The sequence below is a fragment of the Pseudoxanthomonas sp. genome, assembly GCF_036845285.1.
Classification (GTDB): domain Bacteria; phylum Pseudomonadota; class Gammaproteobacteria; order Xanthomonadales; family Xanthomonadaceae; genus Pseudoxanthomonas_A.
Genome location: NZ_DAIUEE010000008.1, coordinates 125,875 through 146,668, shown reverse-complemented (window position 1 = coordinate 146,668; position 20,794 = coordinate 125,875). Strand labels below are relative to the sequence as shown.

The 20,794-nt window shown below is 67.7% G+C and carries 17 protein-coding genes and 1 pseudogene; 5 read left to right on the top strand and 13 right to left on the bottom strand.

The genetic code is table 11. The features are described from left to right. Position 1: 1 nt before the first annotated feature. From V7060_RS11920 to V7060_RS11910, 3 genes are all read right to left on the bottom strand, one after another. On the bottom strand, positions 2-1,714 hold the full coding sequence (locus V7060_RS11920) for a diguanylate cyclase (protein ID WP_334179458.1): 1,713 nt from the start codon (positions 1,712-1,714) through the stop codon (positions 2-4). A gap of 161 nt (positions 1,715-1,875) precedes the next feature. Beyond that, complete coding sequence (fdhD, locus tag V7060_RS11915; RefSeq protein ID WP_334179457.1) at positions 1,876-2,625, bottom strand: formate dehydrogenase accessory sulfurtransferase FdhD; 750 nt, start codon at positions 2,623-2,625, stop codon at positions 1,876-1,878. A gap of 49 nt (positions 2,626-2,674) precedes the next feature. Beyond that, a complete protein-coding gene (locus tag V7060_RS11910) occupies positions 2,675-4,987 on the bottom strand; it encodes an FdhF/YdeP family oxidoreductase (RefSeq protein WP_334179456.1) in 2,313 nt (770 codons plus the stop codon). A 183-nt stretch (positions 4,988-5,170) separates the two neighbouring features. Between V7060_RS11910 and V7060_RS11905 the strand changes: the two are divergent. Further along, a pseudogene (locus V7060_RS11905) lies at positions 5,171-6,170 on the top strand (MFS transporter). 45 nt (positions 6,171-6,215) lie between these two features. After that, a complete protein-coding gene (gene hemN / locus V7060_RS11900; RefSeq protein ID WP_334179455.1) occupies positions 6,216-7,622 on the top strand; it encodes an oxygen-independent coproporphyrinogen III oxidase in 1,407 nt (468 codons plus the stop codon). A 9-nt stretch (positions 7,623-7,631) separates the two neighbouring features. On the opposite strand, the gene V7060_RS11895 is transcribed toward hemN, so the two are convergent. After that, a complete protein-coding gene (locus V7060_RS11895; protein WP_334179454.1) occupies positions 7,632-8,081 on the bottom strand; it encodes a hypothetical protein in 450 nt (149 codons plus the stop codon). A 158-nt stretch (positions 8,082-8,239) separates the two neighbouring features. Between V7060_RS11895 and V7060_RS11890 the strand changes: the two genes are divergently transcribed. Beyond that, the gene (locus V7060_RS11890) at positions 8,240-8,614 is read left to right on the top strand and encodes a DUF4345 domain-containing protein (RefSeq protein ID WP_334179453.1); all 375 of its coding nucleotides are present in this window, start codon (positions 8,240-8,242) and stop codon (positions 8,612-8,614) included. 9 nt (positions 8,615-8,623) lie between these two features. Here V7060_RS11890 and V7060_RS11885 read toward each other — a convergent pair whose 3' ends face one another. From V7060_RS11885 to V7060_RS11845, 9 genes are all read right to left on the bottom strand, one after another. After that, positions 8,624-10,132: a transporter gene (locus tag V7060_RS11885; protein ID WP_334179452.1), complete on the bottom strand. Its 1,509-nt coding sequence runs from the start codon at positions 10,130-10,132 to the stop codon at positions 8,624-8,626. A 46-nt stretch (positions 10,133-10,178) separates the two neighbouring features. After that, positions 10,179-10,682 (bottom strand): hypothetical protein, encoded by a 504-nt coding sequence (locus V7060_RS11880; protein ID WP_334179451.1) that lies wholly within the window; start codon positions 10,680-10,682, stop codon positions 10,179-10,181. 1 nt (position 10,683) lies between these two features. Further along, complete coding sequence (locus V7060_RS11875) at positions 10,684-11,388, bottom strand: C39 family peptidase (protein ID WP_334179450.1); 705 nt, start codon at positions 11,386-11,388, stop codon at positions 10,684-10,686. After that, positions 11,385-11,804 carry a hypothetical protein gene (locus V7060_RS11870; RefSeq protein ID WP_334179449.1) on the bottom strand — a complete coding sequence of 140 codons (420 nt, stop codon included), beginning with the start codon at positions 11,802-11,804 and terminating at the stop codon, positions 11,385-11,387. The genes V7060_RS11875 and V7060_RS11870 overlap by 4 nt, the downstream gene beginning before the upstream one ends. Before the next feature lie 117 nt (positions 11,805-11,921). Then, positions 11,922-13,448 (bottom strand): hypothetical protein, encoded by a 1,527-nt coding sequence (locus tag V7060_RS11865; RefSeq protein WP_334179448.1) that lies wholly within the window; start codon positions 13,446-13,448, stop codon positions 11,922-11,924. 200 nt (positions 13,449-13,648) lie between these two features. After that, positions 13,649-14,056 (bottom strand): fluoride efflux transporter CrcB, encoded by a 408-nt coding sequence (crcB, locus tag V7060_RS11860; protein ID WP_334179478.1) that lies wholly within the window; start codon positions 14,054-14,056, stop codon positions 13,649-13,651. 28 nt (positions 14,057-14,084) lie between these two features. After that, positions 14,085-15,452 carry a replication-associated recombination protein A gene (locus tag V7060_RS11855; protein WP_334179447.1) on the bottom strand — a complete coding sequence of 456 codons (1,368 nt, stop codon included), beginning with the start codon at positions 15,450-15,452 and terminating at the stop codon, positions 14,085-14,087. A gap of 34 nt (positions 15,453-15,486) precedes the next feature. Beyond that, the gene (lolA, locus tag V7060_RS11850) at positions 15,487-16,110 is read right to left on the bottom strand and encodes an outer membrane lipoprotein chaperone LolA (protein ID WP_334179446.1); all 624 of its coding nucleotides are present in this window, start codon (positions 16,108-16,110) and stop codon (positions 15,487-15,489) included. A 163-nt stretch (positions 16,111-16,273) separates the two neighbouring features. Further along, a complete protein-coding gene (locus V7060_RS11845) occupies positions 16,274-18,637 on the bottom strand; it encodes a DNA translocase FtsK 4TM domain-containing protein (RefSeq protein WP_334179445.1) in 2,364 nt (787 codons plus the stop codon). Between the two features lie 289 nt (positions 18,638-18,926). Here V7060_RS11845 and trxB point away from each other — a divergent pair, with 289 nt between their 5' ends. Together trxB and V7060_RS11835 are read left to right on the top strand one after the other, a co-directional pair. After that, the gene (gene trxB, locus V7060_RS11840; RefSeq protein ID WP_334179444.1) at positions 18,927-19,880 is read left to right on the top strand and encodes a thioredoxin-disulfide reductase; all 954 of its coding nucleotides are present in this window, start codon (positions 18,927-18,929) and stop codon (positions 19,878-19,880) included. Between the two features lie 23 nt (positions 19,881-19,903). Continuing rightward, positions 19,904-20,791 carry a metallophosphoesterase gene (locus tag V7060_RS11835; RefSeq protein WP_334179443.1) on the top strand — a complete coding sequence of 296 codons (888 nt, stop codon included), beginning with the start codon at positions 19,904-19,906 and terminating at the stop codon, positions 20,789-20,791. Positions 20,792-20,794: the final 3 nt, after the last annotated feature.

The following is a 20,794-nucleotide window of genomic DNA, read 5'->3' as shown; positions in this document are numbered from 1 at the left end:
CTCAGCTTTCCACCCGGTTGCGCCCAGCATGCTTTGCCCGATACAAGGCGTCGTCCGCCGCCATCAGGATGGTGGCCAGGTCCTCTCCTACCCTGCCCCGCGCCAGCCCCACGCTGATGGTCATCACGCCATAGGCCGAATCCTGGTGAGGAATCGACAGCCGGCTTACGGCCTCGCAGACGGCGCCGCCCAGGGACATGGTTTCCGGAAATGATGCCGTCGGCACTATCAGCAGAAATTCCTCGCCTCCCGAGCGGACCAGGCAGCCGAGCGAATCCTCCAGCAGTCCGGATACCGCTCCCGCCAGGCGGCGCAGGGCTGCGTCTCCCGCGGCATGACCATACCGATCGTTGTAAGCCTTGAAGTGATCGACGTCGAACGCGATCACCGTGACGGCCCCGCCCAGTTCTCCGTGCTCATCGCTCCACGAAGCAAGGCACTTCTGCAGCCCTCTCCGGTTCAGGCAGCCCGTCAGGGCATCCGTCTGGTTCAGTCGATCCAGCTCCTCCACGGCGGCGCGCAACTCTGCCGTCCTGGCCGTCACTTCCGACTCGGTCCGCTGCAGGGATTCCTGCAGGGAAAGCGCGAGATTCCGCTGCTCCATCAAGGATGCCTGCAGGTCGGCATTGGCGCTCTCCAGGCGCCACGACAGATCCCTGATGGCGCGTCCGAGTGGCTGGAACTCGTCGGGAAGGGACGCGATCCGCGAGATCGTGTTCCTGCCATCGGCCGCCAATCCTCCCAGCGACTCGACGAGCTTTCTCAGTGCGGCATTGAACCGCCTCATCTGCCACCGGTAGGCGAACCAGACGCCCAGCAGGACCAGGGACATGATCCCGAAAGACGTCAGTGCCCTGCGGTAGAGGAAGCTCCAGAGTTCCGTTTCGGGCGCAAAGATGATCAGCGTCCAGCCGGCCTCCAGCCTCGCCTGCGAAACCCAGGCGCCCCGCCCGTCACGCAGGACACCGGTCATGAACACGGCAGGCGTCGAACGCCGCCCGGATGCGGGATCCACGGATGCAACGCGATCGCTGACATCCTGGAGGAACGTGTACGGAATACCGTCGGACGCGTGGATCACGTGGCGGCTGCGATCCACGATGAGCACCTCCATGCCGCGGCGCTGGATCCCCGAGGTGCGCACCGAGACGAAGGAACTGACCGGAATCGATCCCTCCACGACACCCATGAACTTTCCGTCTTCCATCAGCGGCGCCGAGACCGCGACCAGGGCGTCATTCCCGAGGCGACGGCCCACGAATGCGTCGGACACGAAGGGCCGGTGGGAACGCTGGGGCACCCGGAAGTATTCCCTGTCCGTCACCCCCGACGATGGCGTGTCGGCCGGCGGTTCCGGCGACATGGCCAGGACCTTGCCGTTCCCGTCCGTGACCAAGGCGCTGATGAAGTGCGGATAGCGTTCGCGCAACTCCTCCAGACGCGCGCCCCACCCTTCCACCTTCACGGTTCCGAGGTCGGCGAGCAGCCCTACGCTCGACAGCTTCGCCTGCACGAACTCGTCGACCGCCGCACCGCTCAACGCGGCCGTCACCTCGACGCGATCACGCAGGTACTGGGCCTGGCTCCGGTAGGCCGCCACCTGATCCGCAAGCCCCAGACCCACGGCGGGCAACACGGCGGCCAGGATGACGGCTGTGGTGAACTTGCGTTGCAAAGATGGTGGGGGCGCTGCGTCGGGGACGGTATCCGCCATGGGTCAACCCTTACAGGGATACGGCCCTGCCGACTGGGATTATCGGCCAAGGAGCCGTCACGTTGAGGCCCGGGAATGGACCGGAGGCCATGGCGCAACGGCTGCGACGAAGGCCATCCGTTCCCGCGGGTCGCTGCCGGGCGGCGGCAGGCGCGGCCGATTCAGTCCGCCGTGAGCCGTCCTGCATGGCTGTAGACGACATGGCGATCGCGGCGCAGGAAGCCCACCAGGGTCAGCCCGCAGCCCTGCGCCAGGTCCACGGCCAGCGCGGTGGGGGCCGATATCGCTGCCAGCAAGGGCATGCCGGCCGTCGCGGCCTTCGCCACCATTTCATAGCTGGCCCGGCTGGTGACCAGCGCGAAGCCCGATGCTGCATCGATACCGCCCAGCAGCATCGCGCCGATCAGCTTGTCCAGCGCGTTGTGACGGCCCACGTCTTCACGGACCAGCACCAGCGTGCCATCCGGCCTTGCCCATGCGGCCGCATGGAGGGCACCGGTGAACGCGTTCACGGGTTGCTGCTTTCCCAGCGCCGCCAATGCGACTTCGAGTGCCGATGACGCGATGGCGGGTCCTTGTCCCACCGATTCGGGACGCCTGACGACCTCTTCCAGATGCCGGTGGCCGCAGATGCCGCATCCACTGCGACCCGGCAGCCAGCGTTGCGGGTCCAGCGCGTGCCGGGGCAACGGGTGGCGCGTCGCCAGGTCGAGCCGGATGCCTTCCAGCAGCGACTGCACGTCCACCGACAGCAGGTCGTGGCGGGCGATTCCCAGTTCGGTGAGCGCGAAGCCGCAAGCGAAGTCCTCCAGGTCGCATGGCGACACCATCATCACGGCCAGCGGTTCGCCGTTGGCGTGGATCGCGAGCGGGACTTCTTCGGCCAGCAGGTCCTGTCGCGTCGTCCGCATGCCGCCGGTGGCGTCGACAACCTCGCGTCTCGCCGTCCCCGCAATGCGGTCAATCGGCATGGTCGACCGGGACGTGCCGCTTTTTCACCCGTACCGGAATCGACTTGTAGGCCGGCGTACCCGACTGGGGATCATGGCTGTCCAGCGGTACCAGCCGGTTGCCTTCGGGGTAGTACATCGCGGCCGAGCCGCGTGGCAGGTCGTACTCCATCGCGATGAAACCGGACACGGTGTGCGTTGCCGCGCTCCCGCGCGGCATGCGGGATTCGACGTCGATGCGGTCGCCCTGCTGCAGGCCGCGCGCCTGCATGTCGTGCCGGTTCATGAACACCACATCGCGCCTGCCGCTGACACCGCGATAGCGGTCGTCGAAGCCGTAGATCGTCGTGTTGTACTGGTCGTGCGAACGGATCGTGGTCAAGGTCAGCACGTCCGTCGAGTCCGCTGCCGGGTCTTCGGCCAGGCCGGGTGCCACGAGGAACTGCGCCTTCTTCCCCGGCCCGCCCCAGTCGCGTTCGGATGCGCCGACGTACAGGCGGAAGCCGCCGGGTTCGCGCACGCGCCGGTTGAAGTCCTCGAACATCGGGAATACGGCCTCGATGTCGTCGCGGATACGGTCGTAGTCGCCGACCAGGCCCTCCCAGTCGACCTTCGACTGCGGCAACGTGGCCTTGGCGATGCCGGCCACGATGGCGGGTTCGGACTGCAGGTGCTCCGACGCCGGCGGCAGGCCGCCCTGCGACGCGTGCACCATCGACATCGAATCCTCCACCGTCACCGACTGCGGCCCGCTGGCCTGCACGTCGCGTTCGGTGCGGCCGAGGCAGGGCAGCAGGAATGCCTGCTTCGCCGGAATCAGGTGCGACCGGTTCAACTTGGTGGCGACATGCACTGCCAGGTCCAGCGAGCGCATGGCGGGAATCGTCGTGTCCGGGTCCGGCATGGCCACCGCCAGGTTGCCGCCCATGCACACCAGCGCCCTGGAACGGCCATCGCGGATCGCGCGCACCGCCTCGACCGCATCATGGCCATGCGTCAGCGGAAACTCGAAGCCGTAACGCCGCTTGATCGCATCCACCAGCGCCTGCGTCGGCTTCTCGGTGATGCCGACCGTGCGGTCCCCCTGCACGTTGGAATGCCCGCGGATCGGCGCGATGCCGGCGCCCTGCTTGCCTACGTTGCCCCGCAGCAGCATCAGGTTGGCCATCTGCTGCACGTTCTGCGTGCCGCGCCGGTGCTGTGTCATCCCCATGCCGTAGCAGAGGATCACCCGCTCGGCCCCGGCGTAGATGCGTGCCGCGTCGGCGATGTCCTCGCGCGACAGGCCCGACTGCTCGACGATCTCGTCCCATGCCGTCCGCTCGATATCGGCGCGCAGCGCGTCCAGGCCATCGGTGTGCTCAGCGATGAAGGCATGGTCGAGCACGCCTGCGCCGCCATTGGCGATATCGTCGGCATCGGCGGCGAACAGCCACTTCATCATGCCTTTCAACAGCGCGATGTCGCCGCCGATCCTGACCTGGTAATAGGTCTGCGCGATCGGCGTGGCGGTGTTGGTCAGCATCTCGGTCGGGTGCTGCGGCGAGGTGAAGCGCTCCAGGCCGCGTTCACGCAGCGGATTCACCGCGACGATGGGCACGCCGCGCTTCGACACTTCGCGCAGCGTGGACAACATGCGCGGATGGTTGGTGCCCGGGTTGTGGCCGAAGCTGAAAAGCGCATCGCAATGCTCGAAATCCTCCAGCGTCACCGTGCCCTTGCCGACGCCGATGGACGCGGGCAGGCCGACGCTGGTCGCTTCGTGGCACATGTTGGAGCAGTCGGGGAAGTTGTTGGTGCCGTATTCGCGCACCATCAGCTGGTACAGGAAGGCGGCTTCGTTTGAGGTGCGTCCCGAGGTGTAGAACTCGGCCATGTCCGGATGCGGAAGCGCGCGCAGGGCAGCGCCGATGCGGGCAAAGGCTTCGTCCCACCCGATGGCGACGTAACGGTCGAGCGACGCGTCGTAGGCCATCGGATGCGTCAGGCGTCCTTCGTCCTCCAGCGCGTGGTCGCTCCACTCCCACAACTCGGACAAAGTGTGGTCCGCGAAGAAGGACGGTGTCGCGCGCTTGCCCGTGGCTTCCCACGACACCGCCTTGGCGCCGTTCTCGCAGAACTCGAACGACGAGGTGTGGCGCGGATCCGGCCAGGCGCAGCCGGGACAGTCGAAGCCGGCGGGCTGGTTGACGCGGCGCAGCGCGGACGTCTCGCGGCCGACCGCCATCTGGCTCTTCACCGCGCGAGCGACCGCGGCGAGCGCGCCCCAACCGCCTGCCGCGCCCTCGTAGTCGTCGATGCCCGGGACCTTGCGTTCACTCATCGGGATCTCCTGCCTGCGGCGCGTCGACGGCGTCTGCAGGAAGGATACCCGATGGCCTGCAGGCCGCATCGCATCGGTACGGCCTTGCCGGCGAACGGCGCGTGTGAACCGCCGGCTCAGCATCGGGTTGTTAGCATCCACGGCGCCCCTGCATGGAATCGTCCGCCCACCGTGTTACGCATCCTGCTTCCCATCACCGCCCTGCTCGCCAGCGTCGCCCTGCTGCTGGGCGGCAACGGCCTGCTGGGCACGCTGCTGGCGATGCGCAGCCAGGCCGAGGGCTGGGGCGAAAGCACCACGGGCCTGGTGATGTCGGGCTACTTCGTCGGGTTCTTCCTCGGTACGTTCACGGCGCCGCCGCTGATCCGCCGTGTGGGCCACATCCGTGCGTTCGCCTTCCACGCGGCGCTCGCCGCAGCCGCCGTGCTCGTCTATCCGCTCTGGATGGAACCCGCGGGATGGATGCTGTTGCGCGTGGTCACCGGCATGGCGCTGGTCGGGCTGTGCACGGTGATCGAAAGCTGGCTGAACGCTCAGGCGGCACCGGAGCATCGCAGCCGCGTGTTCGGCGTGTACATGGTGGTCTCGCTGCTTGCGCTGGCGGCAGGCCAGTTGCTGCTGGACCTGCAGCCGCCGCGCAGCCCGGTGCTGTTCAGCGTGGTGGCGATCCTGTTCGCGCTGGCGATCCTGCCGGTCAGCGCGACGCGTCTGCAGCCGCCGACGCTGGCCGTCGCGCCGCGGACGCACATCCTGCAGATCTGCCGCGCTGCTCGTGCTGCGCTTCGAGGCCCAGGCGCATGCAGTGTTCTTCCTGTTCGGCGGGCTCGCCTTCGCGTTGTATCCGCTGGCCGTCGCACACTTGCTGGATCGCCTGCCGGGTGAGCAGTTGCTGGCCGGCTGCAGTGCGCTGCTGTTGCTCAACGGGATCGGTGCCGCGATCGGTCCGGCGGTCGCGGGTGTCCTGATGCAGCGGTTCGGTCCAGCAGCGTTGCCGCTGTTCTTTGCCGTCACGCTTGGCGCGCTGGCGCTGGTCGCGGGTGGCCGCCGCCTGTTCAAGGCGCGCCGGCTGCTGTCCGCTGCCCGCTTCCATCCGATGCTGCGCACCACGCCGACCGCACTGGAGCTGCTGCCCGAGATTCCCGATGCGACGGAGACGCCCGCGCCGAATTCACGCGTGAATTGATCCCGATCAATGCAGCGGAACGAGGCGCACCCTAGCCTGTGCGCCATGGGCATCGTCTCCCCCTCCCCGCTGTTCGATGCGGACCTGCTGCGGCGCTACGACACGCCGGGTCCGCGCTATACCTCCTATCCGACAGCACCGCAGTTCAGTGCCGCCTTCGGTGCACAGGAATTGCGCGACCACGCCGCAGCGACCAACCGGCAGGAACACGCGCGACCGTTGTCGCTGTACGTACACATCCCGTTCTGCACTAGCCCCTGCTTCTACTGCGGCTGCAACCGGGTGATCACGCGCGACAAGGCACGCAGCGACCTCTACCTGGATTACCTGTACCGCGAGATCGCGCACATGGCGCCGCTGTTCGACAGCGGGCGGCCGGTGGTGCAGTTGCATTTCGGTGGCGGCACGCCCAATTTCCTGACTCCCGCGCAGATCGCCGACTGCGTGGCCGAGTTGCGCAGCCAGTTCAGCTTTGCGGCGGCCGGCACGATGGATTTCTCCATCGAACTGGATCCGCGTTTCGTCACCCCTGCCGACATCGGTGAACTTGCGCGCGTGGGGTTCAATCGCGCCAGCCTGGGCGTACAGGACTTCGATCCCAAGGTGCAGAAGGCGGTCAATCGCGTCCAGGGCGTCGACGAGACGCTGGCGATCGTGGCCGCATGCCGCGACCATGGCATGCGCTCGGTCAATATCGACCTCATCTACGGCCTGCCGAAACAGACGCGCGAGGGCTTCGAGCGGACGCTCGACATCGTGGTGGGCGCGCGTCCCGACCGGATCGCGGTCTACAGCTACGCGCACCTGCCCCAGTTGTTCAAGCCGCAGCAACGCATCTCCCCGGAGGATCTGCCCGATCCGGAGCAGAAGCTGGCACTGCTGCAATGCGCGATCGAGCGTCTCGTGGCAGCGGGTTATGTCTACATCGGCATGGACCACTTCGCCCTGCCCGGCGACGAACTGGCGCGTGCGCAGGAACGCGGCGACCTGCACCGCAACTTCATGGGCTACACGACGCATGCGGACAGCGACCTGATCGGCTTCGGGGTAAGTTCGATCAGCCATATCGGCGACAGCTTCAGCCAGAATCCGCGTGACATCGCCAGTTGGGAGCGCGCCATCGACGATGGTCGCCTACCGGTCTGGCGCGGGATGCCGCTGGATCACGACGACGTGCTGCGTGCCGAGGTCATCCAGGAACTGATGTGCCACGGCCGCCTCGACTACGCTCGCATCGGCCGCAGCTTCGGCATCAGTTTCGCCGACTACTTCGCCGCCGCCCTGCCCCGCCTGCAGGCGCTGGCCGACGATGGACTGCTGACCTTCACGCGGGTCGGCTTCCAGGCCACGCCGAAAGGACGGTTGCTGCTGCGCGTGATCGCGATGTGCTTCGACCGCTACCTGCCGGCGGCACCGGCACCCGAAGCGCCCCGGTTCTCGCGCACGATCTGATCCCAGCGGTCAGCGGCAGGCTTCGCTGACGCGATCGTCGAGCTTGCGACTGGTCGCGAAATCGCGCTTCAGTCCCAGGCGCGCATGCGCCTGGTCCCGCACCTGCTTCGCGCGCTCGCAGGCAACGGCATCGCGGTGCATCGAAATCACGGCACCGGTCGGTGACGCCTGCCGGCGGCGCGTGCCGCTGCCGCCCAGCCGGCGCGGACGATCCGCATGGCCCGGCGCGGGAGAGGCCGGTGGCATGCGCGCAGTGGCCGCCGGCGCGGGTGGATCGACGGGAAACTCGCGTACCCATTCGGTCCGCTGGGTCGCCGTGCAGGGCGCCGCCTGATAGTGCGTCTGCCCGTCCTGGCCACGACACTTGTGGACGGGATCGCTGCCCCAGGCGGAGACGCTCGGGCAGACAAGCACGCACGCCAGCGCGATGCGCCACACACCATGGATGGACCGGGACATGACGCGCTCCTGCAGGAAGGAGCCCGCAGCATCCCGCCGCTCCGGAGGTTGGCGTGATCGGAGGACACCGCCGCTTGCCGTGGGGATTCTCCCCGCGTTCACTGCCCCATCACCCCACGCCATGCGAGAAGAAGCTCTCGTTCCCGCGGAGATGCCCCATGACGGCGGCCTACCTCTATCTCAATGCCGCGATCTACCTGCTGCTCGCGGGCTGGTGCACGTTCGCACCGGCGCGCACGGCGGCCGCCGTGGGCTACACCTCGCTCAGCCGGTCCGGCCAGGTGGAATACCTGACCATCTACGGCGGCCTGCAGGTGGGGCTCACGTTCCTGTTCGCGTGGTTCGCATGGAGCCAGCAATTCCGGACCGGCCTGGTACTGGCCATGGCGCTGTATCTGCCGATCGTGCTCTACCGCGGCATCGGGTTGCTGCGCTGGTGGCCGGTGGAGCCCGCGACGCTGGCGCTTGCGGTGGTCGAATGGCTGTTGCTGGCCGCTGCCCTGTGGCTGTGGTGGCAGGGCCGGGCCGGCTGATGCGCCTGCTCAGAAGTTGATCGGCAAGCGCGCGGTGAAGGTCATGTCCGGCGTGTCGCGGGTGATGCCGACGCCGAGTGCGACGTTGAGCGACATGCGATCGCTGAAGCGGTAGGTGCCGCCGAGCAGCAGCGTACCGAGCGTGGTGCGCACCGCACCGGCGACCTCCTCTCCGTTCTGCTTGGTCTTGCCGACGATGCTGGTGTCGTAGCCGAGGCTGATGGCGGCCTTTTCGTTGAGCGCCAGACCCATGCCGAGATTGAAGCCGAGGATGTCGCCGGCCTTGATGTCGCCGAGGAACTCGGTCTGTCCGCCCAGCACGCGACGCGACACATCGCTGCGCTTGAAATTGTGCAGGTAGCTGAGGCTGCCGAAGAACACCACGGGATCGGACGGGTACAGCCAGGTCACGCCGGGCTGCACCGCATTGAAGCCGCTGCCGGTGGGCAGGTCCAGCGGCAGGCCGGTGCCGGTGGTGTTGGCAACGCAGCGCGTCACGCAGTCGGTGGTCACGTCGAACAGGTCGCGACCCGTGCGGCTCTTGTAGCGCAGCCAGGCGATGTAGAACGGCTTGTCGGCGCCGCCACGGTTGAGCTGGTAGCGGCCGGTCAGTTCCACGTCGCCCAGGCCGCTGCCGCGCGCATTGAACACGCGGTCCTGCGCGGAGCCGGTGAAGATCTCGCGGCTCACGGTGTCGCTGTGGAGGTAGACGTAGGGCAGCTTGGCTTCCAGTTCCATGCGCTTGCTCAGGCCGTAGCGGCCGGTCAGCGTGGCGACGGCCGTGGTGGTCTTGACCTGGCGCACGTCGATCAGGCCGATCAGGATCGCGGGAATGATGGTGTAGCCGACCAGCGCCACCCGGTCGTTGGCGGAATAGCCGTACTGGATGGCCGGTTCCAGCACCAGCTTGCCCTTGGGCGTGAGCACGCCGGGCTGGTCGAAGATCTGCGCGACTTCCGGCGGCCGCGAATCGCTCTCCGGCGCCTGCCCCACACGCTGAGGCGCCTGTGCATCGCCGGCGGTGGCCGGTGCAGTCTGCGCCTGTGCGGCCTGTGCGGCCTGCGTGCCGGTGTATTGGGTGGCCACAGCGTCGCCTGTCGCCGGTGTGGAAGCGGATGCCGGTGCCGGACCGACGACGATGTAGGTTGGCGAACCCGCGGGCGCATCGCGGAACGTCGGCGCCTGGTTCAACGACGGCACGATGACCGGCGCGGGAGCGCCGCGTGCGCGTGCATTGGCCAGGATCTCGTCGTTCAACGCATTCTGCAGGCTGAAGATCTGCTGCTCCTGCGCCTGCATCAGCTCGCGCATCTGCTGCAGGCGTTGGGTCTGTTCGTTGAGCTGCCGCTGCAGGGCATCCAGCCGCGCGTCGGCGGTGATCTCGTAGGGTTGCGTGGGAATGGGCAAGGGCGGGGCTGCTGCAACCGGCGGCTCCTGTGCCCGCGCCTGCCCCGCCTGCACACCCAGGCCCACGGCCAGTGCCAGTGGTGCCACTTCGATGAACGACGTCCCTTTCATGGCGTTCCCCTTGTCTCGGTTCGGTGGCGAGGTGCAGGCACGCGTGTCACGGCCCGCCGGGCGCACGGATCAGCGCATCGGTCAACGCGCCACTGGCATTGAGGTTCTGGTAAGCACCCAGCGTGTCGACGCCCACTTCGACGCGGGTGAGCGTGCGGATGTCCTGGTCGTCCAGCGTGTTCTGGATGACCAGCCCACCGGCGGCCTGCGCCGGATCGAAGCGGTTGCCGTCGCCGATCCGCACGACCAGCCCGCGATTGAAGTCGGCCAGCGCCTGCGCCTGCTCCGGGGTGATGCGGGCCACGTCCGGAATCTGCACGGCGATGCGCGCGGTCAGTTCGCCATTGAGGAAAACGACCCGCTCGATGCCGAACGACAGCATCAGGCCGGACGGCATCTGGAAGCCGCCGCGCATCTGCGCCAGCCGGCCGGGATCGACCGCTTGCCACTCGGCGCCCAGTTCGCTGCCCTGCCCGCACACGCCCGCGGGAGACAGCAGTGCCGTCAGCAGGATCGCGAAGCGCGATGGCCCGTGCGCGTTCCAGTCCATGTCAGATGTCTCCCGGACCGCGCCGTGGGACGGTGATGTTGCGCAGGCCATCGCGCTGGATTCCCATGTCGAGCGGCGCCGGAGGTGCGGTCTGCCAGTCGCGGGCCTGGTTGAAGCGGGCGCGGTCGCGCTGGTTGTGCACGACGAACATCACCCGGTTGTCCCACAGGGCCTCGAAGCGCGAGCGCGGCATCGCCCGTGTCCCGCGTGCCGGGTCGCCCAGCAGTACACGGCCGTTGCGCAGGCCCTTCACCACGACGAAGTGGCGGTAGCCGCGGTCGTTGAGCAGCACGATGGCCGGTACGTTCTCCTGCTGCAGCTTGTCCAGCGGCAGTTCGAAGCCGTCCGCCTCGTAGCCCTGCGACCGCAGGTAGCGGCGCATGTCCAGCAGCGAGAAGCCTTCCTTGCGGATGCGCGCCTGGTCGCCGTTGTTGTACATCTGCACGAACACGTCCACTTCGCTGACAGGATGCCCGTACTGATGGGTCAGCAGCGTCGCGGTGGCGGCGGAGCCACAACTGAAGTCGTATTGCTGCGGCAGCGTGGTCCTGAAGCGGCCCTCTTTCAGGCTGGTCAAGCGCACGCTGTACGCGCCGCCCGGCACGCGCAGGTCGCTGGTCGCCGCCGATGCACCGCCAAGCACGGCAAGCGCGCCGGCCAGTGCCGCCCACGCCAGCCATCGCCTGTGCCGGGCATGGCGGTTCATGGCGGCCCGCCGGTGAAATCGACGCTGACGATCATCGCGTTCTGGATCAGCACGTTGCTGCCGGTGTTCTGGATGACCGTGTTGATGCCGCTGGCGTTGGTGAAGGCGCCATCGGCGATGCTGTTCGTGCCACTGGTGATGTGGTGCGCCGTGTTGCCGTCGACCGAGCCATCCACCTGGATGAGATTGTCGGTGTGGGTGGCATCGCCTCCGCGCAGGATCGACAGCCGGTCGGCGGCGACCGCGCGACCGAGTTCGCTGACGGCGATGGCGGGCACGTCGGGCGTCGGCAGTTCGGCATCGAGCGTCGGTGAAACGTGCAGCGGTGGTGTCGCGTCTTCCGCCGCCGCCCCGTACGCGACGACGAGCAATCCCCAGGCTGCCAAGCGCAGCCCGGCCTGGTGGTGCGTAAGCATGGTCGGTCTCCCTTGCCATGCGTCCACCACGCGGCCATCGGCGCCCCGCCGGTCAGCGGGGCGCCTGCGTCCGCGTGCGGTGCCCGGCCGATGAAGGCCAGGTCACCCGCGGAGCGCTTATGGGCCTACGGTCAGGTTGGCTTGCACGGTGATGCCCTGCTGGATCAGCGAGGCCATGCCGCTGTTCTGCGCCGCCACCATGATGCCGGCGGCGGACTGCCCGACGCTGGACATGGTGTTGGACATGTCGAACGTGCCGGCATCGACCGCCACGGAACCGCCTGCGCCGCCTGCACCACCGGTTGCACCGTTGCCGACGCCGCCGTTGCCGTCGCCGCCCATGCCGTCGCCGCCGTTGCCGACACCTCCAGCACCGCCGGTCGCGCCGACCGCACCACTGGCGCCGTTGCCGGCCGTGGCATCGCCGTTGCTGGCGCTGGACGAAGCGCTGCCGTTGGTGGCATCGCCGTTGCTGGCATCGCCGCCATTACCTCCGTTGCCGGCCGTCGCGGTCAACGTGCCGCCTGCACCACCGGTGCCCGATCCTGCGCCACCGCTGGCCATCGCGTCGCCGCCCGTGCCGGAGCCAGCACCGCCCGTACCCACGCCGGCGCCGCCGGTACCGGTCGCATCGCCGGAGGTGCCGGCGCCCGCCGTCGCGGTGCTCGCACCGCCGGTCGAGGTCGCGTCGCCCGACGTGCCCGCACCACCGGTCGCCATGCCGTCACCACTGGTGCCATCACCGGCGCCGCGCTCGCGGACATTACCGCTGCCGGCCCCCGCATCACCACCGGATGCGCCTGCGATCGCGCCGGTATCGCCACTGGCGCTGCCGGCATCGCCGCCGGATGCACCGGTCGCGCCACCGCCATCACCGCCCCAGCCACCGGCGTCGCCGCCACGGCCCCGTCCATTGCCGGCCGTCGCATCGCTTCCGCCGCCCCAGCCGCGGCCATCGCCGCCATTCGCGCCGCGGATATCGTTGGCGTTGCCACCACGTCCGCCGTTCCCGGCCGTCGCGTCGCCGATGCTGGCGCTGCCGTTGGACGAATCGCCCGCCGTCGCATCGCCGATGCTGGCACTGCCGCCACTGCCGCCGTTACCGCCGGCACCACCGTTGCCGCCGTCGCCACCACTGCCGCTGCCGCCGCCGGCTTCGCCACCGTAGCCGTCGCCGCCATGGCCGGCACCGCCGCGACCGCCGCTTCCGCCGTTGGCATTGCCCCAGTTCCGGGCGACGTTGCCGATATCGTGCACGATCACGCCCGAGACGCTGCCTTCCAGGCGGGTCTCCGCGACGGCCTTGCTGTGGTTGAAGGAGTTGGAGAACGTCGAGGTCGCCGTGCTGCCATTGTTGGCGGCGGTGGACCCGTAGCCTTCCGCACTGGCGCGACCGCGGTTGTTGCGGTTGTCGCCGTCGTGCGTGCTGTTGTCGCTGTGGTTGGAGCTGTCGGAATTGTCCGAGTTGTCGCTGTTGTTCGAGTTGTCGGTGTTGGTGCTGTGGTTGCTCATGTCCGCATCGAGATTGACCAGGATGTCATCGCCATCCCCGTTCTCGGTGTTGGTCTGCTGGGCGAACGCCTGTCCCGTCATGCCGAGCGCCAGCAGTACCGCCGACGCGATCAGAGTCTTGCGTGTGCACATGTTGAGTCTCCTTGTCGTCGCTCCGGGACCCAGGGGAAGCCCCTAAAAAGCGACGCGGGTCACACTTGCACGGCAATCGTTAGCCGTGCCCGCGCGCAAGGTTAAATTTTCGTTCTGCCAAAGACCGCTCGTCCGTCCGGAATGGCAGCGGTCGCATGGAGAGGCAGGTGGCCGACATGCCGCCGACGCGTGTTGACGGCCTACCAGGCAGGTGCACGGACCATGTCGGCAAGGCGTGCACCCAGCCACACCAGCAGCAATCCGGCGAACAGCGTAATGGCGAGGTACCCCAGCGCGGCGCCATGCCGGTCGGTCCGCGCGAACAGCAGGCACTCCACCATCAGGGCGGAATACGTGGTCAGCGCGCCCAGCACGCCGACGATCAGGAAGGCACGCCAGTACAACGCCGATGGGCCTCGGCCTTCGAGCCAGATTGCGAGGAACCCGACGGCCAGCGAGCCGATCATGTTCACGGCGAACGTGCCCCACGGGAATCCGCTACCGAGTTGCCGCAACAGCACGCCACCCAGCCAGTACCGCGCCGCGGCACCCAATGCGCCACCGGCCATCACCAGCAACAGTTGCTGCCACCACACCCAGGCCTGCACCGGCATGCGTCGTATCCTCTGGAAAGACTCAGTCGTCGCGACCGGCCTGCCGGCGGGCCGCCTGGCGCGCAGCGCGCAGGCGGTCGAGTTTTTCTTTCAGCTTGATTTCCAGCCCGCGCTCGACCGGCGCGTAGTACGTGCGCTCACCCATCGCATCCGGGAATGCGGTCTGGTCCAGCGCGATGCCGCCTTCCGCATCGTGGTCGTACTGGTAGCCGGTACCGTAGCCGAGCGACTTCATCAGTTTGGTCGGCGCATTGCGCAGGTGCATCGGTACGTCCTGCGTGCCGTACTCGCGCACATCGGCCTTGGCCGCGTTGAAGGCCATGTACCCGGCGTTCGATTTCGCCGTGCTGGCCAGGTAGATCACCAGTTGCGCAAGCGCCAGGTCGCCTTCCGGACTGCCGAGCCGCTCGTACGTATCCCACGCATCGATGGCCATCTGCAGCGCGCGCGGATCGGCCAGGCCGATGTCTTCCACGGCCATCCGCGTCATCCGCCGTGCCAGGTAGGCAGGATCGCAGCCGCCATCCAGCATGCGCGCCAGCCAATAGACGGCGCCGTCGGGATTGGAACTGCGTACCGACTTGTGCAGGGCCGAGATCTGGTCGTAAAACTGCTCTCCGCCCTTGTCGAAACGGCGCGTGCGGTCCGCCAGCACCTGCACCAGTGTCTGCGGGGTGATGTGCCCGCCTTCGTCGGCAGCCAGTTCGGCGGCGATTTCCAGCAGGGTAAGCCCGCGACGCACGTCGCCATCGGCGGCGGTGGCGATTTCGAGCAACGCCTCGTCGTCGACCTGCACCGCCAGCCCGCCCAGCCCCCGCTCCGTATCCTCCAGCGCGGCGCGCAGCGCCTGGCGGATGTCATCGGGCGATACCGCTTCCATCACGTGCACGCGGCAGCGCGACAACAACGCCGAATTCAGTTCGAACGAGGGGTTCTCGGTGGTGGCACCGACGAAGATAATGGTGCCGCGTTCGATATGTGGCAGGAACGCATCCTGCTGGCCCTTGTTGAAGCGGTGCACCTCGTCGACGAACAGCACCGTGCGCCGCCCTCCGGCGAAGCGCTGCGCCGCCTCGGCCAGGACCTGCCGCACCTCGGGAAGGCCCGACAGCACCGCCGAAATCGCCTTGAACTCGGCATCGGCGTAGCGCGCCAGCAACAACGACAACGTCGTCTTGCCGCAGCCCGGCGGCCCCCACAGGATCATCGAATGCACGTGGCCGGATTCGACCGCGCGGCGCAGGGCGCTGCCCGGCGCCAGCAGTCGCCGCTGACCGACCATCTCGTCGAGCGTGCGCGGACGCATGCGCTCGGCGAGCGGCCGCAGCGCGCTGGTGTCGACGCTCAACAGGTCGGGCGAATCAGGGGAAGGACGGGACGCTCTGGGCACGCGCCCATTCTAGCGTCCCGGCCATGGAAGCCGGTTACGGACCACCGACGACGTCCACGCCCTTCGCCGGCGCGTACGCGAACGTGCCGCGGGCGAACGTCGGGTTGCGCTTCCAGCCACTGAAGCTGATCTCGGTGCGCTGACCTACGGCATCCTTCACTTCCATCCTCACCAGCTGCCCGCCCGTGAACGCGAGGCGCGCGGTCTGGAAGCTGGCGTCGCCTTCCTGCTTCGGCGTGAGCGTCAGCCATTGCACGCCACCCTGCCCTGCGGCCTCGGCGACATTGAACTGCTGGTCCAGCTTGCCGGGGTCGATCAGCGCGGCCAGCGGGCTGTTCTCTTCCTCGATGCCCTGCTCGCGCACGGTCGCCTGCTGCAGGTCGGGATCGTAGACCCACACCTGCTTGCCATCGGCCACGATCAGCTGCTCGTACGGCTTGTTGTATTCCCAGCGGAACAGGCGCGGTGCAGACAGCGCGACGCGACCGTTCGAGCTTTCCTTGAGTTTGCCGCCGCCGTCGTAGACCTTCTGGGTGAACTGGCCATCGAGTCCCTTGAGGCCGGTGGTGAACGTCTTCAACTCATCGCGCGCACCGGCGAAGGCCGTGGTGGCGAACAGGGCGGTGGTGAGCAAGGCGTAGCGTGCGGTGCGGAGCATGGTGCGTTCCGGGGTGGATGACGTTGGGCGGAGTGTGGCCGGACAAAACTGAACGGGGGGTGGGCGCCCGGCGGTTGTAGGAGCGACGTCAGTCGCGATTGAGCTGCCACTACGCCCCATCACGACTGACGTCGCTCCCACGACCAGCTTTCACGGCGCTGGATCAGCGCGGCGGAGGCGGCGCCAGGACCTGGCGGTCGCCATTGTGTTCGGGGGGCGTCACCACGCCGGCCGCTTCCATCGCCTCGATCAGTCGCGCGGCGCGGTTGTAGCCGATCTTCAGGCGGCGCTGCACGCCGGAGATCGACGCACGCCGGCTCTCGGTGACGATCTTCACCGCCTCGTCGTACAGCGGATCGGACTCGTCGCCGCCACCGCCGCCGGATTCCGGCAGGCCGGTCGGGCCGACCTCGATGCCGTCGCCCATCGTCTGGATCTCTTCCAGCACGCCCTCGATGTAGTCGGCGCTGCCGCTGGCCTTGAGGTGTTCGACCACGCGATGCACTTCCTCGTCGCTGACGAAGGCACCGTGGATGCGCTCCGGCATCGCGGTCCCTGGCGGCAGGTACAGCATGTCGCCGTGGCCGAGCAGCGTCTCCGCGCCGGACTGGTCGAGGATGGTGCGCGAGTCGATCTTCGAGCTGACCTGGAAGGCGATGCGGGTCGGGATGTTCGCCTTGATCAGGCCGGTGATCACGTCCACCGATGGCCGCTGCGTGGCCAGAATCAAATGGATGCCGGCGGCGCGTGCCTTCTGCGCCAGCCGCGCGATGAGTTCTTCGACCTTCTTGCCGACGATCATCATCATGTCGGCGAATTCGTCGATGAAGATGACGATGAACGGCATCGGCTCCAGCGGGCGCGGCGCTTCGGCCAGGTCCGGGTTCGGCTTGAACAGCGGATCCATCAGCGGCTGGCCCGCGTCCATCGCATCCTTGACCTTCTTGTTGAAGCCGGCCAGGTTACGCACGCCCACCGCGCTCATCAGCTTGTAGCGGCGCTCCATCTCCGCCACGCACCAGCGCAGGCCGTTGGCGGCCTCCTTCATGTCGGTGACCACCGGCGCCAGCAGGTGCGGGATGCCCTGGTAGACGCTGAGTTCCAGCATCTTCGGGTCGATCATCAGCATGCGCAGGTCTTTCGGCGAGGCCTTGTACAGCAGGCTCAGCACCATCGCGTTCACCGCCACCGACTTGCCCGAGCCGGTGGTGCCGGCGACCAGCAGGTGCGGCATGCGCGCCAGGTCGGCCACGGTCGGGCGACCGGCGATGTCCTTGCCGAGCGCCAGCGTCAACGGGCTGCCGGACTTGTCGTATTCCTTGGACCGAAGCAGTTCCGACAGGAAGATCATCTCGCGGCTGGTGTTCGGGATCTCCAGGCCGATCACCGACTTGCCGGGGATCACATCGACCACGCGCACCGACTTCACCGACAGCCCGCGGGCGATGTCCTTGTCCAGCGAACTGATCTGGCTGACTTTCACGCCCGGTGCCGGCTCCATCTCGAAGCGCGTGATGACGGGACCCGGGTAGGCGCCGACCACCTGCACGTCGATGCGGAAGTCCTTGAGCTTGAATTCGATCTGCCGCGACAGGGTCTCGAGCGTCTCCTCGGAGTAGCCCTTGGTCTGCGGCTTGGGATCGTCCAGCAGCGACAGCGGCGGTAGGCCGGATTCGTCACCTCCGGTGCCGTGGAACAGCGGGATCTGCTGCTCGCGTTTCGCGCGTTCGCTCTTTTCGACCACCGCCGGCGCGGGCGGCTCGATCTTGACCGGCTCGCGCTTGGCGCGGGCCACGGCATCGGTCTTGCGGACGACCTCGCGCTCCTCGCGCATCGCGCGGGTCTGCTGCCACTCGTTGGCCTGCTGGCTGCCACGACGGAACAGGTCCGGCAGCATCAACACATACTTGCCGATGCGCTCCATCACCGCGAACCACGACAGCCCGGTCGCCAGCGTCACCGAGGTCAGGAACAGCACCAGCAGGAACAGGTTGCCGCCCAGTCCGCCGAACAGCTTCAGCAACGACTTGCCGACCAGCGTGCCGAGGATGCCGCCCGCCCCGTCCGTGAGCGCTTCGGCAGGCACGCCCCGCATGAACAACAGGCCGGTTGCCGAGATGAGGAACGCCACCATGCCGATCAGGCGTAAGGCTGGCCCCAGGTCCGGCTGTCCATCGCCGTCGGTATCCAGGCCGAACAGGGCGATCCACGCGATGGCGCCGAGAATGAGTGGCAGCACGAACGCGACGTAGCCGAACAGTGACAGCAACAGTGCCGACAGGTACGCGCCGGCCAGACCCCCCATGTTGTGCACCGGCGCGGTGATGCTGCCGGATTGCGACCAGCTCTGGTCCTGCGGCGAGAACGTGAAAAGGCTGGCCAGCAGATACAGCAGCAAGGGCGCAATGGCGATCAGCGCGAGATCGCGCCACAACCGCTGGCGGCGAGGATTCGGCGGCGCCGCCTGCTTGCGCGCGGCCGCGTTGCCAGCCTTGGATTTGCCGTTGTCCGGGAGCTGCTTCGCCACCTTTGGACCAGACCTTAGGAAATTTCTGTTAGTGATTGATAGTAAACGAATCGTGTGTCCCGCAACAGCGGGGCTATCCGGTCACGGACGGCGATGGGCGGAACCCGGATAGCAAAAACGCCGCGCGGTCGCGCAGCGTCTTCGTTTGATCGATCCCGGGCACGGCCTGCATCACCGCTTTCCATCTGCGTGCCTTGATTCGCCGGATACGCAACGCCACTCTATGTGCCTGCGGACGATGCGCCAGCGCGTCGTTGCCTGCCCGATCACCACCTTTTCGCGAGTATACATGAGCACTTCGAAGCACTGCCGCCTGTTGATCCTGGGCTCCGGCCCCGCCGGCTGGACCGCTGCCGTCTACGCCGCCCGTGCCAACCTCAAGCCGGTCGTGGTGACCGGTCTGCAACAGGGCGGCCAGCTGATGACCACGACGGAAGTGGACAACTGGCCCGGCGACGCCCACGGCCTGATGGGTCCGGACCTGATGGCGCGCATGCAGGCGCACGCGGAACGGTTCGAAACCGAAGTGATCTTCGACCACGTCCATACCGCCGACCTGTCCAAGCGCCCGTTCAAGCTGATCGGCGACAGCGGCGAATACACCGCCGACGCGCTGATCATCGCCACCGGCGCCACCGCCAAGTACCTGGGCCTGGAGTCGGAAGAGAAGTTCAAGGGACGCGGCGTGTCCGCCTGCGCGACCTGCGACGGCTTCTTCTACCGTGACCAGGACGTGGCGGTGATCGGCGGCGGCAACACCGCCGTGGAAGAAGCCCTGTACCTGTCCAACATCGCCCGCAAGGTCTACCTGGTGCATCGCCGCGACACGCTGCGCGCCGAGAAGATCATGCAGGACAAGCTGTTCGCCAAGATCCAGGCCAGCAAGATCGAGCCGGTGTGGCACCACACCGTCGACGAAGTACTGGGCAACGATGCCGGCGTCACCGGCATCCGGGTGAGGTCGGTGCAGGACGGCGGCACGCGCGACATCGATGTACATGGTTTCTTCGTCGCCATCGGCCATACCCCCAACACCGGTCTGTTCGAAGGCCAGTTGGACATGAGCAACGGCTACCTGAAGATCCGCTCCGGCATCGAGGGCAATGCGACGTCCACGACCATCCCGGGCGTGTTCGCGGCCGGCGACGTCACCGACCAGCACTACCGCCAGGCCATCACATCGGCCGGCTTCGGCTGCATGGCGGCGCTGGACGCGGAGCGGTTCCTCGACAAGGACGGCTGAGCCGGGCTACGGCCCCTCCGCGGATGGACACGCTGCTGATCAAGCACGGCCTGTTCTACGGAAGCTGGCTGGTCTGGCCCTGCGTGGCGTGGCTGGTGTGGCGGCTGCGCACACGGCGTGGCCGCTGGCTCGTCATGCTGATGCTGGTGGGCTGCCTGCTGTTCGCGTGGGCGCGCTTCGTCGAGCCGCAGCGCATGCGGGTGCAGGAAACCGTGCTGTCCGGCACGGGTGCAACGGCGCGGCTGGTGCTGATCAGCGACCTCCACCTGGGCGTCTACAAGGACACCGCCTACCTGCAACGGCTGGTGGACCGAATCAACACGCTGCAGGCCGATGCGGTGGCGATCGCCGGCGACTTCACGTACGAACCCGACGGCGCGTCGTTGCAGGCGATGTTCGCGCCGCTTGCCGGGCTGCGTCTGCCGGCGTATGCGGTGCTGGGTAACCATGACCAGCAGGCGCCGGGGCCAGACATCGACGTAGAGCTGCGCGCCGCGCTGACGGCGCACAACGTCGAGGTGATCGAAGGCCGGATGGTGACGCTGCGTGGCTTTCGGTTGGCCGGGTTGGGCGATCGCTGGGCCGGCAAGGACGATCCAGAATTCCTGCCGGTGATGCCTGGCAGCGCTCCCACCCTCGTGCTGACCCACAACCCGGACAGCGCGATCGGGCTGGATCCCACCCGGGCCACGCTGGTGCTGGCGGGTCACACGCACGGTGGCCAGATCCGCATCCCCTGGCTGTACAAGCAGGTGATTCCCAGCCGCTACGGCTTCGACCGCAGCGAACAGTACCTGCGTACGCCGGCGGGTCGCGTGCGGGTCTACACCACGGTCGGGACGGGCGAGGTCGGCTTGCCGATGCGGTTGTTCAATCCACCCACCATCGACCTGCTGGACCTTCGTCCGTAGCAT

Bases quoted from the DNA above. Each gene is read 5' to 3' on its own strand.
- V7060_RS11920 (WP_334179458.1), bottom strand. From the start codon at position 1,714: ATGGCGGATACCGTCCCCGACGCAGCGCCCCCACCATCTTTGCAACGC.
- fdhD (WP_334179457.1), bottom strand. From the start codon at position 2,625: ATGCGGACGACGCGACAGGACCTGCTGGCCGAAGAAGTCCCGCTCGCG.
- V7060_RS11910 (WP_334179456.1), bottom strand. From the start codon at position 4,987: ATGAGTGAACGCAAGGTCCCGGGCATCGACGACTACGAGGGCGCGGCA.
- hemN (WP_334179455.1), top strand. From the start codon at position 6,216: ATGGGCATCGTCTCCCCCTCCCCGCTGTTCGATGCGGACCTGCTGCGG.
- V7060_RS11895 (WP_334179454.1), bottom strand. From the start codon at position 8,081: ATGTCCCGGTCCATCCATGGTGTGTGGCGCATCGCGCTGGCGTGCGTG.
- V7060_RS11890 (WP_334179453.1), top strand. From the start codon at position 8,240: ATGACGGCGGCCTACCTCTATCTCAATGCCGCGATCTACCTGCTGCTC.
- V7060_RS11885 (WP_334179452.1), bottom strand. From the start codon at position 10,132: ATGAAAGGGACGTCGTTCATCGAAGTGGCACCACTGGCACTGGCCGTG.
- V7060_RS11880 (WP_334179451.1), bottom strand. From the start codon at position 10,682: ATGGACTGGAACGCGCACGGGCCATCGCGCTTCGCGATCCTGCTGACG.
- V7060_RS11875 (WP_334179450.1), bottom strand. From the start codon at position 11,388: ATGAACCGCCATGCCCGGCACAGGCGATGGCTGGCGTGGGCGGCACTG.
- V7060_RS11870 (WP_334179449.1), bottom strand. From the start codon at position 11,804: ATGCTTACGCACCACCAGGCCGGGCTGCGCTTGGCAGCCTGGGGATTG.
- V7060_RS11865 (WP_334179448.1), bottom strand. From the start codon at position 13,448: ATGTGCACACGCAAGACTCTGATCGCGTCGGCGGTACTGCTGGCGCTC.
- lolA (WP_334179446.1), bottom strand. From the start codon at position 16,110: ATGCTCCGCACCGCACGCTACGCCTTGCTCACCACCGCCCTGTTCGCC.
- trxB (WP_334179444.1), top strand. From the start codon at position 18,927: ATGAGCACTTCGAAGCACTGCCGCCTGTTGATCCTGGGCTCCGGCCCC.
- V7060_RS11835 (WP_334179443.1), top strand. From the start codon at position 19,904: ATGGACACGCTGCTGATCAAGCACGGCCTGTTCTACGGAAGCTGGCTG.